The organism is Rhodococcus sp. DN22 (assembly GCF_036669995.1).
In the GTDB taxonomy this organism is placed as follows: domain Bacteria; phylum Actinomycetota; class Actinomycetes; order Mycobacteriales; family Mycobacteriaceae; genus Rhodococcus_F; species Rhodococcus_F erythropolis.
This window is the reverse complement of sequence record NZ_CP133326.1, coordinates 2,293,958-2,310,311: the sequence shown is the minus strand read 5'-3', so window position 1 is coordinate 2,310,311 and position 16,354 is coordinate 2,293,958. Positions and strand designations below refer to the sequence as shown.

At 62.9% G+C, this 16,354-nt stretch carries 16 protein-coding genes; 13 read left to right on the top strand and 3 right to left on the bottom strand.

Annotation, left to right across the window (positions count from 1 at the left end):
• Nucleotides 1-74 precede the first annotated feature (74 nt).
• A complete protein-coding gene (locus RA302_RS10540; RefSeq protein WP_338480548.1) occupies nt 75-1,379 on the bottom strand; it encodes a DUF222 domain-containing protein in 1,305 nt (434 codons plus the stop codon).
• 64 nt (nt 1,380-1,443) lie between these two features.
• Nucleotides 1,444-3,141, bottom strand: a complete 1,698-nt coding sequence (locus tag RA302_RS10535) for an MFS transporter (protein WP_338480546.1) — start codon at nt 3,139-3,141, stop codon at nt 1,444-1,446.
• 150 nt (nt 3,142-3,291) lie between these two features.
• On the opposite strand from RA302_RS10535, the gene RA302_RS10530 reads away from it, so the two are divergent.
• From RA302_RS10530 to RA302_RS10490, 9 genes are all read left to right on the top strand, one after another.
• Nucleotides 3,292-4,785 carry a condensation domain-containing protein gene (locus RA302_RS10530; protein WP_338480544.1) on the top strand — a complete coding sequence of 498 codons (1,494 nt, stop codon included), beginning with the start codon at nt 3,292-3,294 and terminating at the stop codon, nt 4,783-4,785.
• Nucleotides 4,785-6,248: a condensation domain-containing protein gene (locus tag RA302_RS10525; RefSeq protein ID WP_092763712.1), complete on the top strand. Its 1,464-nt coding sequence runs from the start codon at nt 4,785-4,787 to the stop codon at nt 6,246-6,248. The genes RA302_RS10530 and RA302_RS10525 overlap by 1 nt, the downstream gene beginning before the upstream one ends.
• A 118-nt stretch (nt 6,249-6,366) precedes the next feature.
• The gene (locus RA302_RS10520; RefSeq protein WP_019747746.1) at nt 6,367-7,272 is read left to right on the top strand and encodes a sulfurtransferase; all 906 of its coding nucleotides are present in this window, start codon (nt 6,367-6,369) and stop codon (nt 7,270-7,272) included.
• Nucleotides 7,269-7,685 (top strand): SufE family protein, encoded by a 417-nt coding sequence (locus RA302_RS10515; RefSeq protein ID WP_019747745.1) that lies wholly within the window; start codon nt 7,269-7,271, stop codon nt 7,683-7,685. The genes RA302_RS10520 and RA302_RS10515 overlap by 4 nt, the downstream gene beginning before the upstream one ends.
• 4 nt (nt 7,686-7,689) lie before the next feature.
• A complete protein-coding gene (locus tag RA302_RS10510; protein WP_046378325.1) occupies nt 7,690-9,090 on the top strand; it encodes a condensation domain-containing protein in 1,401 nt (466 codons plus the stop codon).
• Between the two features lie 138 nt (nt 9,091-9,228).
• Nucleotides 9,229-11,025 (top strand): acetyl/propionyl/methylcrotonyl-CoA carboxylase subunit alpha, encoded by a 1,797-nt coding sequence (locus RA302_RS10505; RefSeq protein ID WP_019747743.1) that lies wholly within the window; start codon nt 9,229-9,231, stop codon nt 11,023-11,025.
• Between the two features lie 76 nt (nt 11,026-11,101).
• Nucleotides 11,102-11,527: a DUF1707 domain-containing protein gene (locus tag RA302_RS10500; RefSeq protein WP_029255031.1), complete on the top strand. Its 426-nt coding sequence runs from the start codon at nt 11,102-11,104 to the stop codon at nt 11,525-11,527.
• On the top strand, nt 11,527-11,877 hold the full coding sequence (locus RA302_RS10495) for a hypothetical protein (protein WP_003940792.1): 351 nt from the start codon (nt 11,527-11,529) through the stop codon (nt 11,875-11,877). The genes RA302_RS10500 and RA302_RS10495 overlap by 1 nt, the downstream gene beginning before the upstream one ends.
• Nucleotides 11,874-12,236 carry a VanZ family protein gene (locus RA302_RS10490; RefSeq protein WP_020969195.1) on the top strand — a complete coding sequence of 121 codons (363 nt, stop codon included), beginning with the start codon at nt 11,874-11,876 and terminating at the stop codon, nt 12,234-12,236. The genes RA302_RS10495 and RA302_RS10490 overlap by 4 nt, the downstream gene beginning before the upstream one ends.
• Here the strand turns inward: RA302_RS10490 and RA302_RS10485 are convergent, their stop codons facing one another.
• Entirely contained in the window at nt 12,237-13,037 is an 801-nt protein-coding gene (locus tag RA302_RS10485; RefSeq protein ID WP_041814841.1) for a tyrosine-protein phosphatase, read from the bottom strand.
• Between the two features lie 116 nt (nt 13,038-13,153).
• Between RA302_RS10485 and uraD the strand changes: the two genes are divergently transcribed.
• The 4 genes from uraD to RA302_RS10465 all read left to right on the top strand — a co-directional run bounded on the left by uraD (nt 13,154) and on the right by RA302_RS10465 (nt 16,347).
• Nucleotides 13,154-13,672 carry a 2-oxo-4-hydroxy-4-carboxy-5-ureidoimidazoline decarboxylase gene (gene uraD, locus RA302_RS10480; protein WP_019747739.1) on the top strand — a complete coding sequence of 173 codons (519 nt, stop codon included), beginning with the start codon at nt 13,154-13,156 and terminating at the stop codon, nt 13,670-13,672.
• Nucleotides 13,669-13,998, top strand: coding sequence for a hydroxyisourate hydrolase (gene uraH / locus RA302_RS10475; protein ID WP_020907070.1), 330 nt, complete (start codon nt 13,669-13,671; stop codon nt 13,996-13,998). Before uraD ends, uraH begins: the two co-directional genes overlap by 4 nt.
• Before the next feature lie 64 nt (nt 13,999-14,062).
• Entirely contained in the window at nt 14,063-14,980 is a 918-nt protein-coding gene (pucL, locus tag RA302_RS10470) for a factor-independent urate hydroxylase (RefSeq protein WP_338481167.1), read from the top strand.
• A gap of 53 nt (nt 14,981-15,033) precedes the next feature.
• A complete protein-coding gene (locus RA302_RS10465; RefSeq protein WP_242459955.1) occupies nt 15,034-16,347 on the top strand; it encodes an 8-oxoguanine deaminase in 1,314 nt (437 codons plus the stop codon).
• The last annotated feature ends 7 nt before the right edge of the window (nt 16,348-16,354 follow it).

The window sequence follows — 16,354 nt, the reverse complement described above, 5'->3', positions numbered from 1 at the left end:
CTGACCAGCCTCGCATCGGGTTCATGCCGATGCGAAGCTGGTCGTTTTTGTTGTCGCCGAAGAGGTTTGACCCCTCAGGTTTTGAATGTGGTGTTCGCCGGTCGCGGGTGCTGCCGCGGGTCGATCGAGGGCGGCGGGATGAACCACGGTTTGTTGTCGACCCCGATGCGGATCACCCATTTCCCGACGAACCCGGATTTTCGGTGCATCAACCGGTGATGTGAACGGCACAGCAGGACAAGGTTGTTCATCACCGTCGGGCCGCCGTTCGCCCAGTGCCGGATGTGGTGCGCGTCGGTCCACGCCGGTACACAAGTGCAGCCGGGGAAGGAGCAGCCTTTGTCCCTCGCAATCAACGCCACTCGCTGCTCCGCAGAGACCAACCGTTTCCCGGGTTTCGCATCGAGTGGCGCCCCGTGATCGTCGAGCAGAACAGTCGAGAGGAAACAATCGCACCCGAGAAGCCTGGTCTGCGATACCGACAGTGGCCCCAGCCAGGGCATGTGACCGACATCGAGATCCGACACAGCCACTCCACCACCATCGGGCGAGGGTGCGGCGGCGCAGTCCCGGTGCTCCGCAAGATCACGGGCGTTGATGTGCACGTTCACGTGCGGACGCTGACCACCATCGACACCGGTCTTCGCGCAGTCCAGATAGCGGCGGATCAGTTCCGTGAACCCGTCCGCCGTCCGTTTCGCCGCAGACCGAGCATCGGGGGTTCCATCGGGTGCCGGGGTGGGCATCGTCAGATTCGACAACGCCGACAACAACATTTCCCCGGTGAGGGCATCGAAATCTCCGCGCACCACCACCCGACCGTTCAACGTCGACGCGATCCGGAGCTCGTTCCGATCGGTATCTTCGGCGGGCGGAATCTCATCGGATTCGAACACTCGCTCCAAGGTCGCGATCACGTTCCGTACCTTCGTGGTCGTGGCCTCCACCCCCGAGGCAGCAGCCAACAACAAATCGATACAGCGAGGGAGCGCCTCCTCCGGCATGCCCTTCGGTGGTGACTCGCAGAACGCCACGATCAACACGGCATGATCGAAGGAGCAGTCCCCGACATCGAACCGGGCAGCCACCGCCGGAAACAGCCGCAGCGCCGCACCCAGGGCGGCGATCTTCTTCCCGTCCCGAACCTGCAGCATCGTGTTCGCCGCCAACCAGCAACCCACCCCGCGGCTGGCGATCACCTGATCATCCGGCCGCAACGACAACTCGTCCACCACCGCCACCCGCACAGCCTCGAGACGAAGAATCTCCGCGCTCGCCGACACCGCAGCCGCACGCAACTCAGAAGCCGTCAACCGCCACAGTCGTCCGCGCAACCCCACTGCAGAACCGGACACCACATCCGACAACAGCACGCTCATTGAATCCCCCGATCCCCTACTCAGGAGAATACTCGAACACCCGTTCGAGTCAAGGGTATTTTTTTCAGACTGGGGAATTGACCCGCGGCAGGGCAGTCGAGGCCAATCCGATGCCGAGCGCAATTGCTGCGATGATCGCGAGCACGCGGCGTTGGGCTTCGAGAAACGCTTCGCCAGCCGCCGCGCGAGTAGATGCGTACGCGGCATCAACTGCCACTTGAACGGATTGGCCCCCGGCGCCGGCAGTTCCTTCGCGGCGACATTCCGGCGCCACCTCCATCGGTGTTCCGGATGCCAATTGACTTGTCGCGCAATCGACAAATGCCTTTTCGGCGATGTCGACCAGGCCGGGATTCACGCCGGCAGCTTCAAGATTCGCAACGTACTCGGGCCGCTCCCCCTGCACTGCTTGCGGAGCTTGCCCCGCGACCAGCGAGAAGAACACCACTCCGATCAAGGCCAGTCCGATCGAGCTGCCAACCTGCTGAACGGTCGGTAGCAGTCCCGACACCGAACCCGCGTGCGCGGGTTCGACCGTCGCGAGGATCGCGGTCTGCAGTGGCGCCACGAACAGTCCGAGCCCTGCGCCCCCGAGGAGGAGAGGACCGGCGAGCGCGAGCCAGCGTGGATCAGTTCCTTCGTGTTCGAGGATGACCGACAACGCGATCAGAGAGCCGGCAAAGACGACCATCCCCAAGATCAGGACGCGGTTTCCAAGCACCCGGTACACCGCGGATGAGAGAACCGCAGCCACGCCCATGCCGACGGCCCACGGGAGCGTCATCACGCCCGCTCGCAATGCGGAAAACCCGAACCCGAACTGAAGCGTGAGACTGATGGTGAAGATCAACGAAGTCAGGGTTCCGAAGAATACGAACGCAAGAACCGCGCCGATCGCGAAGGCTCGGTCGCGGAAAAGCTCCAGACGAAGGACCGGATCGCCGCCTCGTTTCGCCAGACGCGATTCGTAGAGCACAAACGCCAATGCCACCGGCACCGACATCGCGAGCATGACAACAAGACCTGTGGGCCATCCACGCGCCCTTCCCTCGGCCAGGGGAAGGATCAGCAGGAACAGCGCCAGCGATGACAGTGCGGCGCCGATGAGGTCCAGTGAGCGCACATGCTCAGCGCGAGCATCGACGAGATGGAAATACCCGAGAATCAAGGCGGCGATGCCGATCGGAATGTTGACGAAGAAGATCAGGCGCCAGCCCCAGTCGAAGAGATTCCACTCGATCAGCAGCCCGCCGATCAGAGGCCCACTGACCGTTGCGAGCCCGATGGTCGCACCGTAGATCCCGAACACTCGCGGATGCCTGGCCTTCGGAAACAGACCCGAGATGATGGCAAACGTCTGGGCGGACATCGAACCGGCCGCCAACCCTTGCAAACCCCGGAAGACGATCAACATCGTCGCGCTCTGAGCGAGTCCGCACAGCAACGAGGCCGCGACGAATACGAACAGGGCGGTCAGAAAAACAACCCTACGACCGAACAGGTCCCCCAACCTGGCCGCGGTGATCAACGAACACGCAAAAGCCAGGATGTACACGCTGACCATGAGCAACTGCGCCGATACGCCTGCTTGAAGATCGACGGCGATACTCGGAAGCGCGACGTTGACGATCGTCGCGTCGAGCAACTGCATGAACGCCGCCGCCAGACTCGTCGCCAACCCGAGCCAGGGCGTCAGAGAACCAGCTCGCCGTCCGCCCTTGTGGTCGGCGCCGACAGCGTCACCTAAAGGGTCCGGAAGCACCGAATGATCCTAATCGAACAGGACGCTTCTAGAACCTGTTCTTGTTTAGATTGTAGTATTTCGGACAATTCAGTCCCCCAGATGGGATAGTTCGTCGTCTGCCCATTTTCAGAGCAGGCTTCTCGACGACACACGCAGGAGTTCTACTCGATGGATCTGAACTTGATCACCCATTGGCACCCGCTTCCTGGACGGGTAATCGAATGGGGCGTCACGCATGCTTCCGCTCAACGAGCCGCCGAAGCCGAGATCGACCGAGAACTACCCCCGACCACGATGCAGGATCGCCACCTGCGACGCGCCCGCGTCACCGCAGAGAAAGGCGATCCGCAGTCTCCGTGGATCGGTATCGCCTTCGATTTCGCAGGAACACTCGACCGCGACGCCATGACGCGAGCCCTGCAGCGCTACGTCCGTCGCCACGACACGCTGCACAGCTGGTTCTCCTTCGACGAAGCAACCACCGACGCTGCGGACACCGCGTTCGAGGTCCGTCGACACGTGGTGCCGGTCGAGAGCATCGAACTCGAGTACCGCGTCGGCGACGACGTCTCCGAATCCGAGGCGATCCGCGCACTCGTCGCAACCAAGTTCGCAACGGAAACCAGTGCCCTTCAGTGGCCGGCCTTCGTGTTCGGCGCCGTCGAGCACCACCATGCCGACCTCGAAGCCGATCCGAGCTTCACCCTGTTCCACGCAGTCGACCACGCCCATTCGGACATGAACTCGATGGTGCTGATGTACGCGGAATTGCGTCAGCTCTACGCCGCGGAAACGACCGGGTCACATCCCGAACTAGGCCCCGCGGGAAGTTACGCACAGTTCGGTCGCGTCGAACGCGAGCGAACAACCGAACTGACTATGCAGTCCCCCGAAGTGCACCAGTGGCTCGGTTACCTCATGCGCAGCGGCGGCTCGTTCCCCGGATTTCCGCTCCCGCTCGGGGCGGAAGACGCGCCCAAACAGGCTATCGGTTCACGCTTCGACCTGGCCGACGACAATGAGTGCGAAAGGTTCGGTGCGGTCTGTAAAGCCAACGGCGCCAACTTCATCGGTGGAATATTCACCGCCCTCGCGATTGCGGAATTCGAACTGGCCGGACGCGACAAGTACATCGCCCTCTCGCCGGTCAGCACACGAACCGAGGCCGACTCGTTTGCACAGGGCTGGTACATCAACCTGATCCCGGTCGGCATCGACGTCGACGACAAGCGACGCTTCACCGAGTTGGCAAAGCTCGGGCAGCAGGGGTACCACGACGGCAAGGCACTCCTCGATGTCTCTGTGCAGCAAGTCATCGATCTGGTTCTGTCGAGCTTGGCCGAGTCGGATTCCGCACCCGGCGGATTGTCGAAGACGCTCACCCCACCGCCGATCGTCTCGTACATCGACGGCCGCCGCATGCCGGATCCATACAGTTACGCCGAGACGAAGGCAACGGGAATCGTCGGCGGCAAAGAGACGCAGATCGCGTCGATGTGGATCAACCGGATGCACACCGGCACCTGGATCGCCGTGTCCCACCCTGACACCCCCATTGCCCACGAATCGGCCACCCGCTTCGCCGAGCACGTCTCCAAGATCATCAAAACTGTTGCAGCTCAGGGCGACTACTCGTTCTCGGCACCAGAGGGAGCATCCTGATGCACGTCACCTCGATCGATCGATACGGACTCGAGCCCGGAATCGTCACCGAATGGTCGCTCCAGCCCGCGGACGGCGCCGTCACCGAGTCGGAAGTACCACCGTCGTACAACCAACATTTCCATCTCGAGACTGCGCGAACACACGGCATGGGCCGGAGTGTGTGGATGGCAGCCGCATTCGACCTTCCCGGAGAACTGAATCGGCCCGCACTCGATCTCGCGCTGCGCCTGTTCATCAGTCGCCATGACACTCTGCACACAGGATTCGAGGTGGGCGAGTTCACCACCACCCGAATGGGACTCGATCCCGGCGGCACACACATCGAGACTTCGGAACCTGTGAAGTTCGATTCGACCGAAGACCTCCGAGCGCACCTCAAGAAGCGATTCACGACGGTATGCGATCCACTGACCTTCCCCGCCTACACGTTTGCCACGGTCGAACGCGAAGAGCACTACACGGTCCTGAGCGCCTTCGATCACACCCTCGTCGACGGCTACTCGTTGGTCATCGCTCTCGGGGAACTGCGACAGATCTACGAGGGACTGATCGCCATACCCGAACTGACCGACCACGAGGCCGTCGACGCAGTGATGAGCCGACTGGGTGACCCGGGAAGTTTCGTGCGGTACTGCGAACTGGAGGCCGACGCTCTGCTTCCCGTCGACAACGACCCTCGAATCCGAGAGTGGGCAAGGTTCTACGAGATTTGTGGTGGCACATCGCCGAGTTTCCCCTTGGATCTCGGCGTCGAGGCAGGAAAGCCCGCGCCTCAGGGCGCCGATGTGCGCGTGCTGCTCGACGAGGAACTGACCGCGACGTTCGACGAGATCTGCCTATCCGCCGGCGGCAGCGTGTTCACCGGAATCCTCACTGCGATGGGACTTTCCGTCCACTCGTTCACCGGACAGGCGACGCTTCCACTGCAATTCCCGCTGCACATCCGCAAAGATCCACGCTGGGCCGACGCCATCGGCTGGCTCACCACGAGCGCGCCGATCACGGTCCAGATCACTCCCGATGCGGATTTCGGTGCATCCCTTGCACATACGCACGCGTCGTTCCGAGTTGCGTTGACGCTCGAGGGCGTCACCATGGCCCAGGTTCGAGATGCTTTGGGCGACAAGATTCGACGCACGCGCACTGACGTCTTCATGGTGTCGTACATCGATTACCGCAAACTACCCGGCACCGACGATCATGATCTCCTCAACGCTCATCACATCAGCAATGTGACTGTCGCCGACGATGCCCAGTTCTGGATTTCGCGAACGAACCGTGGTCTCTCGCTGCGTTCGCGCTTCCCGGACACCGACACGGCAAACGAAACCATGGTGAATTTCCTCACCGATCTCGACCGGATTCTGAGGGAAGTCTGCGCCCGGGGCGTGACGCCGATCGGAAGTGTCACCGAACAATTGAGAGATTCGAGCGTCGGGGCAGGAACACCGAGGATTTAGTGTCGGCAACGGGTACGAGCAGGCAGAACCTGCTTCCGGGCGTCTCCCCTTGCGCGCAGCGCATAGAATCGATCAAGTCCGTGTTCGAACCGAACGATTCGTCTTCAGGAGTACGCCCGTGCCCGTTGCCCCCGATCCCTCAACCGCGTTTGCCGAGTTCGCGCATCCCGACCGGTTGGTCTCGACGGAATGGCTCTCGGCGAATCTCGGTACGCCGGGCCTCAAGGTCGTCGAATCCGATGAAGACGTGTTGTTGTACGACGTCGGCCACATTCCCGGCGCAGTGAAGATCGACTGGCATCTCGACCTCAACGATCCGGTCACCCGCGATTACATCGACGGTGCGAAGTTCGCAGAGTTGATGAACCGCAAGGGCATCAGCCGCGACGACACCGTCGTCATCTACGGCGACAAGAGCAACTGGTGGGCCGCCTACGCACTGTGGGTCTTCACTCTCTTCGGCCACGAGGACGTCCGTCTTCTCGACGGCGGCCGCGATGCGTGGATCGCCGAGAACCGTGACACCGCATTCGACGTTCCCGACATCACGTCAACGGATTACCCGGTCGTCAAGCGCAACGACGCTCCCATCCGCGCATTCAAGGACGACGTACTCGCGCACTTGGGCGACGGGCCGCTCATCGACGTGCGATCTCCGCAGGAGTACACCGGCGAGCGCACCCACATGCCCGACTACCCCGAAGAGGGTGCGTTGCGCGGTGGACACATTCCCAGCGCTCTCAGCATCCCGTGGGCGAAGGCGGCGGCACCGGACAGCCGCTTCCGCACCCGCACCGAACTCGGCGAGATCTACGGCGGTCTGTCGGCCGACGACAACATCGTCGCGTACTGCCGCATCGGTGAGCGTTCCAGCCACACCTGGTTCGTGTTGACCCATCTTCTCGGCTACCCGAATGTTCGTAACTACGACGGTTCCTGGACCGAGTGGGGCAATGCAGTGCGCGTCCCGATCGTCCAGGGCGAAGAGCCCGGCGCAGTTCCTTCCTCCGTATCGGCGTCATGAGCACTCTTCCTTCGGCTCTGGCCGAGATCGTCGACGACTTCGCAGCCGTCGGCGCCTCGGACAAGCTCACCCTTCTTCTCGAGTTCAGCCGAGAGCTACCGCCGTTGCCGGCGGAGCTCGAGCAGAGCGCGATGGAGCCGGTCCCCGAATGTCAGTCGCCGCTGTTCCTCTCGGTCGACGATTCGGATCGCGACAACGTCCGTCTGTACTTCAGCGCGCCCCCCGAGGCTCCCACGACGCGTGGTTTCGCATCGATCCTCGCGCAGGGGCTCGACGGTCACAGCGCGGACGAGATCCTCGGTGTACCCGACGACTTCTATTCGGCGCTCGGTCTCGCAGAAGCTGTGAGCCCGCTCCGTCTGCGCGGAATGTCGGCCATGCTCGCGCGCATCAAGCGGCACTTGCGGGGCTGAAAACATGGAGTTCACCGAACTGGCCGACTATGCGATTCCGGCCGGCGCACTCGTCGAATGGTTGCCGTGCGCAACCGGGCCCTGGGTTCCGGATCCGCGGCCCGTCTCCTACATTCACGAGGCACATCTCAACCGTTCCGCTGCAGGCGCAGGCGACAAGTCTTGGCTGGGAACAGCTTTCGAGATTTCCGGCCCGCTCGACGTCGATGCGTTCCGAGTCGCCCTCGGCCGCTGGATCGACCGTCATGAAGTTCTGCGCTCGCATACCGTCCTCGAGCCCTCGAGTGGCGAGATCACCCGGCACACCGTCCCGATCGGCGGAATCGACATCGGGGTCGTCAGCCACGGCTACGACGCGTCCAGCCAGGACAACTTCGACCACCTTCACCGCCTGTTCGACGATTACGCGTCCCCGCACAGTTGGCCGTCGTACGTCTTCGCGACGTTGACGCCCCGCGGTGGCGACGGTCCGTTCACCGTGTTCTTCGCGGCGGACCACTCGATCATCGACGGTTTCTCGATCGTGCTGGTCGCTCACGAGATTGCAGCGCTGTACCGCGAGGCCTCGACCGGCAGCGCTGCAAATCTGTTCCCGGTGGGCAGCTACGTCGATTTCGGTGCCGTCGAACGCGAGCAGATGGCCGACATGGAAGCCGAGAAGGCTGCGGTGGAGATCTGGCGTAAGGCTCTCGGAACGGACGGGTTACCCCAGTTCCCGCTACCGATCGGTGAACGCGGAACCGATTCTCAGAACGGCCTGTCGACCTGGCTACTCGACGCCGAGCAGTCCAAGGCCTTCAGTTCGACGTGTGCAGCCGCCGGCGTGGGGTATTTCGCCGGACTACTCGGCGGACTTGCGGCCGTAGGTCGCGAAGTCGCGGGATCCGATCAATTCGAGGTCGTGACGCCGGTTCACACCCGCAGCGCTCAGGAGTGGGCGGGTGCGCTCGGCTGGTTCGTCGGACTGTGCCCGGTCGAGTTCGCCGTTGGATCGGACTGTTCGTTCGGCGACCTCGCGACACGCGCCGCCGAATCGATCGCTTCGGTCAAGCCTGCCGCCGCGGTCCCGTTCGATCGGATCGGTGAGCACCTCGAAACCCCGATTCGACCGCGATTCGTGGTGTCCTACATGGACGTTCGCTTTGTACCCGAGGCCGCACAGTGGCCCGAATGGAACGCCAGAGCACTTCGAAGCAAGGCATACACGCACGACGTCTACATCTGGATCAACCGCACACCCCAAGGCCTCAATCTCGCAGTCAGGTATCCAGGCAACGAGACGGCGAACGCCGCGGTTCACGCCTACGTGGCCACACTGCGCCGGACCGTCGAAGAAATCGTCGCCGAACCGGACACCGGCACCTCCGGCAGCTACTCATCGGTAGTTTTCGAAACCGTTTCCTAAGCCGGAGTGGGCTTTAGCGATCCGGTTACAGCCAGCGCCGAAGCGATGCATACACTCCGAAGTGATGCCAATCCCCCGATGGTGAAATCCCAGAGGAATACACCGCGGAGACAGACTATGCGAACCACAGGAGGCTCAGTGCCCAGTCATGCCAGCGCGCACATTACGAAGGTGCTTGTCGCGAACCGCGGTGAAATCGCGGTACGGGTCATCCGGGCGGCCAAGGATGCCGGTTACGGCAGCGTTGCCGTTTACGCCGAGCCCGACGCAGAAGCGCAGTTCGTGAAGCTCGCAGACGAGGCATTTGCCCTCGGCGGACAGACGTCCGCCGAGTCCTACCTCGTGTTCGACAAGATCCTCGATGCCGCCAAGAAGTCCGGCGCCGACGCCATCCACCCCGGCTACGGCTTCCTCTCCGAGAACGCCGACTTCGCCCAGGCCGTCATCGACGCGAACCTCATCTGGATCGGTCCGTCACCGCAGTCCATCCGCGACCTCGGCGACAAGGTCACCGCTCGCCACATCGCAGAACGCGCGAAGGCTCCGATGGCTGCCGGCACCAAGGACCCCGTCAAGGGCGCAGACGAGGTCGTCGCATTCGCCAAGGAATACGGCGTACCGGTTGCGATCAAGGCTGCCTTCGGCGGCGGTGGACGCGGCATGAAGGTCGCCCAGACCATCGAGGAAATCCCCGAGCTGTTCGAGTCGGCCACCCGTGAGGCCATCGCAGCCTTCGGTCGCGGCGAGTGCTTCGTCGAGCAGTACCTGGACAAGGCCCGCCACGTCGAGGCTCAGGTCATCGCCGACCAGCACGGCAACGTCGTCGTCGCCGGTACCCGCGACTGCTCACTGCAGCGTCGCTTCCAGAAGCTCGTCGAAGAGGCTCCGGCTCCGTTCCTGACGGACGACCAGCGCGCACGCATCCACGCGTCCGCCAAGGCCATCTGCAAGGAAGCCGGCTACTACGGCGCTGGAACGGTCGAGTACCTGGTTCAGGGCGACACCATCTCCTTCCTCGAGGTCAACACCCGCCTGCAGGTCGAGCACCCCGTCACGGAAGAGACCGCGGGCATCGACCTGGTGCGTCAGCAGTTCCTCATCGCCAACGGTGAAGAGCTCTCCATCAAGGAAGATCCCACCCCGCGTGGACACTCCTTCGAGTTCCGCATCAACGGTGAAGACGCCGGCCGCGGCTTCATGCCCGCCCCCGGCCCGGTCTCCGTCTACCGTGAGCCCACGGGCCCCGGCGTCCGCGTCGATTCCGGTGTCGTCGCCGGCGACGTCATCGGCGGACAGTTCGACTCCATGCTCGCCAAGCTCATCGTCACCGGCGCCACCCGCGAAGAAGCCCTCCAGCGGGCATCGCGCGCTCTGGCCGAGTTCGAAATCGACGGCCTCGCGACCGTCCTCCCGTTCCACCGCCACATCGTCGAGAACCCGGCATTCGTCGGTGACGGCGAGAAGTTCGACATCTACACCAAGTGGATCGAAACCGACTGGGAAAACACCATCGAGCCGTACGCCGGTTCCGGTGCACCGGTCGACGACGAGGACGAGGCTCTGCCGCGTCAGAACGTCGTCGTCGAGGTCGGTGGACGTCGCGTCGAGGTTTCCCTCCCGGGCCAGTTCTCGCTCGGCAACGGCGGCGGCGCAGCATCCGGTGCCATCCGCAAGAAGCCGAAGGCACGCAAGCGCGGCGGCGCCGGCGGCGGCGCAGCATCCGGTGACGCCGTCACCGCTCCGATGCAGGGCACCGTCGTCAAGGTCGCAGTGACCGAAGGCCAGGAAGTCGCAGAAGGCGACCTGATCGCGGTTCTCGAAGCCATGAAGATGGAAAACCCCGTCAACGCGCACAAGGCCGGTGTCGTCACCGGACTGTCCGTCGAGCCGGGTGCAGCAATCACGCAGGGAACGGTTCTCGCAGAACTGAAGTAAGGCCTCCGGCCCCGTGCGCCTTTCCGGTAGTCCCCACTACCGGAAAGGCGCACAGTCGTTTGAGTAGGCTGTAACGATGGCTGACGTCCCCGACATTCGCATCGGCACTGCAGAACGCGAGCAGGCACTCGATCTCCTGAGCGAGCACTTCGCCGCAGGCCGCCTCACCGTCACGGAGTTCGACGAGAGAAGCGGAATCGTCAGTGCCGCAACAACTCGCAGTGAACTCGTTCCGGTGTTCGCCGATCTACCGGGCAACTATCAAGCTCCAGGCACCGCTCCCCTGTCGATGGTGACACCTCCCGCCGCACCGGCGGAGCGACGATTCAACCCCGACTGGTCCGGACGCGTCATGGCCGTCATCCCGATTCTCGCGGTGATCCTGTTCTTCGTCACCGGCACCTGGTTGTGGTTCCTCGCGATTCCCCTCGCCGGTGCACTGCTGTTCGGTACCGACAGGGAACGCAAAGCCAAGCGTCGCCGCGAGCGGGGCTCCGACTGATGGAGCCGATCGAGATCAACGCAGGCGGATGGTATCTGCGAGCACTGCGCGCAGACGAGCGTGTGGACGACCGCCCTGCCCTTGCCGACGGCGGTATCACCGACCCCGATTACGTGAGTCAGCGGAGCGCTCAGTGGCACGAAAACAGCGTCTACTCCTGGGCCGTGTGCCAGCCCAACACCGGTGAGCTTCTCGCCGAGGTCGTTCTGACGCCTCTCGACTCCACCGCCCTGCTGACCGGCTGGGCCCGCGACGGGCACACCGAGGCGCTCACGACAGCCGCCGACGCCGTCACCAGATTCGCCGAAGGTGCACTCGGACTCGTCGTCGTCGAGGGGCAGACGAATTGAAGAACAACCGATACTGGCCGTTGGCGATCGCCGTGGTCATTGCCCTGATCATGCTCTTCTCCCCGGGCTCCACCGTCCCGTCGAGCCCGGAGAACACCGACAAGATCACTCACACGTTGATGTTCGCGGTGCTGGCGATCACCTCGTTGCACGCCCGGATCCCGGCGTGGCTCACCGCGGTGTGGCTCGTGATTTTTGCTGCGACGTCCGAGGTTCTTCAAGCAGCGCTGCCCATTTCGCGTTCCGGTTCGATCTGGGACGGCACCGCCGACCTGCTCGGCATCGCCATCGGGATCGGTATCGTCAGCCTCGTGATGCGGCGTCGAACGGCCCGCGACGACGAGCCGAGCAGGTCCTGATCAGCTGAGCAGGTTGCTCCGCAATTGTTCCTGGGTCGACGCGTCGATCTTCAGGCCGTCGGTGAAGTAGGCCTCGATCGATCCGTGGACCTGCGCAAGCTCTGCCATCGACGCCTCCAGGTACTCGCGCCTGACACCGAGGACACCTTCGAGCAGGGTCGGATCGATACCCTTGGCCTCGAATCGCTCGAGGAGCGGCGCGAACATCGGCAACAGAACCTTGTTGGTTTCGAGGTAGTCCGCGAAGACCGCGTCCTCGGAGGCACCCAGGAACAGCAGTAGCGCGGCTGCGGCCCAGCCCGTGCGGTCTTTGCCCGTGGTGCAGTGAATGAGTGCCGGCGAGCTGGGCGGCTGCGCCAAGTCGACGAACAGTTGCCGGTACGACGCGACCGCACTCGGCAAGGTCACGAAATCGCGGTAACTTCCCTGAAAGTACTCGAGCGCCTGGCCGCTACCCAACGCTTCGGCAGCAAACGCCGGGTCGGCGATCATCTGCTGCATCTGAGCCGGAATGGCGCGATACTGCTTGTCCGCCAATACGTCCAGGCCGAGTTCTCGGATTCCGTCCGGCGTCAGATCCGGCGCCGTCTCGCGTTCGGACTCGGTGCGCAGATCGTAGATCGTGACGATGCCCAGATCGGCGAGGGTCTGTGCGCCCTCCGCACTGAGCGATGCCAGATCGGTGGAACGAAACACACTCCCGGTGCGGACGGTGCCACCGAAGCTCGATTCGGGGCCACCGATGTCTCGGAGGTTCGCCAGGGACGGTACGACGGAAGACAGCTTCGGAGTATCGGTCATACCTAAGAATGTATCTGTCACCGGAAAAGGGCGGCCGGAGAAATAAGATCGAGACACATCATCTCCCGTAATTGCTGCGCTACAGATCCGTAACATGCTCAAGTAATCCTGTGGACATGCCTACAACGAATTCCAGTGGTCTCGGAGCCTTCGATGCGCTCGGTGACCACCAGGCAGTCGCGGCGCTGCTCGAGTGTTGCCATTCCGCCGTGTGGGCACAGGAAATCGCCTCGTCTCGCCCGTTCACCGATCTGGAAGCTCTGTTCGACAAAGCAGATGCGGTGCTGGCCGAGCTTCCCGAGTCCGAGATCGACGACGCTCTGTCCGGCCACCCACGAATCGGTGAGCGAAGCGAAAGCGCGGCCTCGACCCGTGAACAGTCGGGAGTCTCGTCCGCGACAGAAGACGTCCTCGCGGAACTTCGACAGAAGAACGCCGAGTACGAAGAGACATTCGGCCATGTTTACCTGGTCTGCGCGTCGGGGAAATCTGGAACGGAGCTCCTCGACATCCTTCGAGGCCGTCTCCGAAACGACCCGGCGACCGAGCGTTCCGTGCTTCGAACCGAATTGGCCGCCATCAATCGAATCAGACTTGCCCGTCTGATCGATTCACTCGCCGGAGGCGCAGCATGAGCAAGACCCTGAGCACGCACGTTCTCGACGCGACGACGGGCATTCCCGCGGCGGGGATTCGCGTCGAACTTCGTGATCGAGACGGCGTCACGATCACCAGCGCCGAGACCGACTCCGACGGCCGCATCCCCGAACTTGCTCCTGGTGGTCTGGTCACCGGTCACTACACCCTGACTTTCGACACGGGAACGTATTTCGAGACCAACGGACAAGAGAACTTCTACCCGGAAGTGACAGTGACCTTCCGGGTGGACGACACGGCGCGGGGCTATCACGTCCCACTGTTGCTGTCGCCCTTTGCTTATTCCACCTATCGCGGGAGCTGAACACGTGACTACCGAAAACATCACGACCGGCAACATCACGACCGGTGTTACAAGCACCGACCGGTTGAGCGGATCCATCGAACTTACCGGTCACCAGTACGGCAAAGCTGAGAACAGGGTAGTCCGAATCTACCGCGACACTCCTCGTCACGAGATCCACGACATCAACGTCTCCACCTGCCTGCGTGGAGATTTCGCCGACGCGTACCTCACCGGCGATCAGTCGAAGGTTCTGCCGACCGACACGCAGAAACAAACGGCCTATTCCTACGCCAAGGAAAAGGGTCTGATCTCGATCGAGACGTACGGACTCGAACTCGCCCGTCATTTCGTCGACGACATCGAACCGGTCAGTGGCGCGCGGATCGAGATCGAGGAATACGCTTGGGAGCGTGCAATTGTCGACGGCAGCGAGCACGACTACACCTGGATTCGGAAGGGTCAGGAAGTTCGGACGGCGTCGATCACAATCTCCGATACTGGGACAGCCGATGCCGGGACGTGGGTGATCGGCGGCTTGAAGGACCTGGTGATCCTCAAATCGACCGGTAGTGAGTTCTCGGGTTTCCTCGAAGACCCGTACACGATCCTCGAGCCGACAGACGACCGCGTCATGGCGACGACGTTGGTCGCCCAGTGGCGATTCGTCACCACCGACGTCGACTGGGAATCGGTCTACGTGGGTATCAAGGCACAAATCGTCAAACAGTTCGCGCAGGTGCATTCACTTGCCTTGCAGCAGACGCTCTTCCACATCGGCAAGGCAATTCTCGAAGAGCTTCCGATCATTGCCGAGGTTCGACTGTCGGCACCCAACAAGCATCATTTCGAATATGCACTCGGCCGCTTCGGAGTCGAGAACGACAACGAGGTGTTCCACGCCGCCGATCGTCCGTACGGGCTGATCCAAGCTGCGGTCAGCCGATCCGACGCACCAGACGCGGGGCCGTCGTGGACACCCTATTCAGGCTGGTTGTCGTGACCGACCCGGCCCTCGGGACCACTCTCGTCGTCGCCAATGCCCATGTGGTCACGATGGACAGCGAGCGTTCCGAGCACCCCGACGGCTACGTCGTGATCTCGGGCAACAAGATTGTCGACGTGGGGGCCGGAAAGGCTCCCGTGTACCCGAATGCGCACGTGATCGACGGCAACGGTTGCCTGATCACGCCCGGTCTGGTGAACACACATCATCATCTCTACCAATGGATCACCCGTGGCCTGGCAGCAGACTCGACGCTCTTCGAGTGGCTGACCACGCTGTACCCCGTCTGGGCGGGTATCGACGCCGACGCCGTTCACGTGGCGGCCACCGGCGGACTCACCTGGTTGGCAAAAACCGGATGTACGACCACCACCGACCACCACTACGTCGTTCCCCGCGACGCCGGCGACGTTTTCGAAGCCGAGATCACCGCCGCTGCGCAGGTTGGCCTTCGATTCCACCCGTGTCGTGGGTCGATGGACCTCGGTCAGAGTTCCGGCGGCCTGCCACCGGATCACGTCGTGGAAAAACTCGACGACATCCTGACCGGCACGCAGTCGGTGATCGACCGCTGGCACGATCCGAATGCGGGGTCGATGCTGCAGATCGCGGTAGCTCCCTGCTCACCCTTCTCGGTGACGGAGTCACTGCTCCGAGAGTCCGCGACGCTGGCCCGCGAAAACGGCGTGCGAATGCACACGCATCTCGCCGAGACCCTGGACGAGGAAAGCTTCTGCCGAGAGCTTTTCGGTTGCACGCCGGTCGAATACATGGAACGCGTCGGTTGGGTGGGTCCGGACGTCTGGTACGCACACGCAGTCCATCTCGACGACGCCGGTATCGAGACGATGGCGCGAACCGGAACTGCCGCGGCACACTGTCCGACCTCCAATGCGCGACTGGGGGCCGGTATCGCCCGTGCCGCCGATCTGGTGAAGGGCGGGGTCACCGTGGGGCTCGGTGTGGACGGCGCGGCGAGCAACGAAGCATGCAGTCTGATCGAGGAGTCTCGTCATGCGCTTCTGTTTGCTCGCGCCAAGGGCGGACCGCAGACGATGACGGTGCGAAAAGCCTTGGAATTGGGAACGATCGGCGGCGCACGAGTTCTGGGCCGCGAGGGCGAAATCGGATCGATCGAGGTCGGAAAACTTGCCGACCTGGCGGTGTGGAAACTCGACACCGTCGCGCACGCCGGCATCACCGATCCGGTGGCGGCGCTCGTACTCGGCTCGACGCCCCCGCTGAAGTTACTACTCGTCAACGGGCAAATCGTAGTTGCCGACGGACGAGTCACCACCGTCGACGAGGACGTCGTGGCCTCGGATGTCGCACGCGCACACCGCGACCTACTCGGAAAGGCTTGAGGCAGCG

Excerpts from the sequence above, each read along its gene's own strand:
- RA302_RS10510 (WP_046378325.1), top strand. The coding sequence starts at position 7,690 with ATGGAGTTCACCGAACTGGCCGACTATGCGATTCCGGCCGGCGCACTC.
- uraH (WP_020907070.1), top strand. The coding sequence starts at position 13,669 with ATGAGCAAGACCCTGAGCACGCACGTTCTCGACGCGACGACGGGCATT.
- RA302_RS10485 (WP_041814841.1), bottom strand. The coding sequence starts at position 13,037 with ATGACCGATACTCCGAAGCTGTCTTCCGTCGTACCGTCCCTGGCGAAC.
- uraD (WP_019747739.1), top strand. The coding sequence starts at position 13,154 with ATGCCTACAACGAATTCCAGTGGTCTCGGAGCCTTCGATGCGCTCGGT.
- RA302_RS10530 (WP_338480544.1), top strand. The coding sequence starts at position 3,292 with ATGGATCTGAACTTGATCACCCATTGGCACCCGCTTCCTGGACGGGTA.
- RA302_RS10515 (WP_019747745.1), top strand. The coding sequence starts at position 7,269 with ATGAGCACTCTTCCTTCGGCTCTGGCCGAGATCGTCGACGACTTCGCA.
- RA302_RS10540 (WP_338480548.1), bottom strand. The coding sequence starts at position 1,379 with ATGAGCGTGCTGTTGTCGGATGTGGTGTCCGGTTCTGCAGTGGGGTTG.
- RA302_RS10465 (WP_242459955.1), top strand. The coding sequence starts at position 15,034 with ATGGACAGCGAGCGTTCCGAGCACCCCGACGGCTACGTCGTGATCTCG.
- RA302_RS10525 (WP_092763712.1), top strand. The coding sequence starts at position 4,785 with ATGCACGTCACCTCGATCGATCGATACGGACTCGAGCCCGGAATCGTC.
- RA302_RS10500 (WP_029255031.1), top strand. The coding sequence starts at position 11,102 with ATGGCTGACGTCCCCGACATTCGCATCGGCACTGCAGAACGCGAGCAG.
- RA302_RS10495 (WP_003940792.1), top strand. The coding sequence starts at position 11,527 with ATGGAGCCGATCGAGATCAACGCAGGCGGATGGTATCTGCGAGCACTG.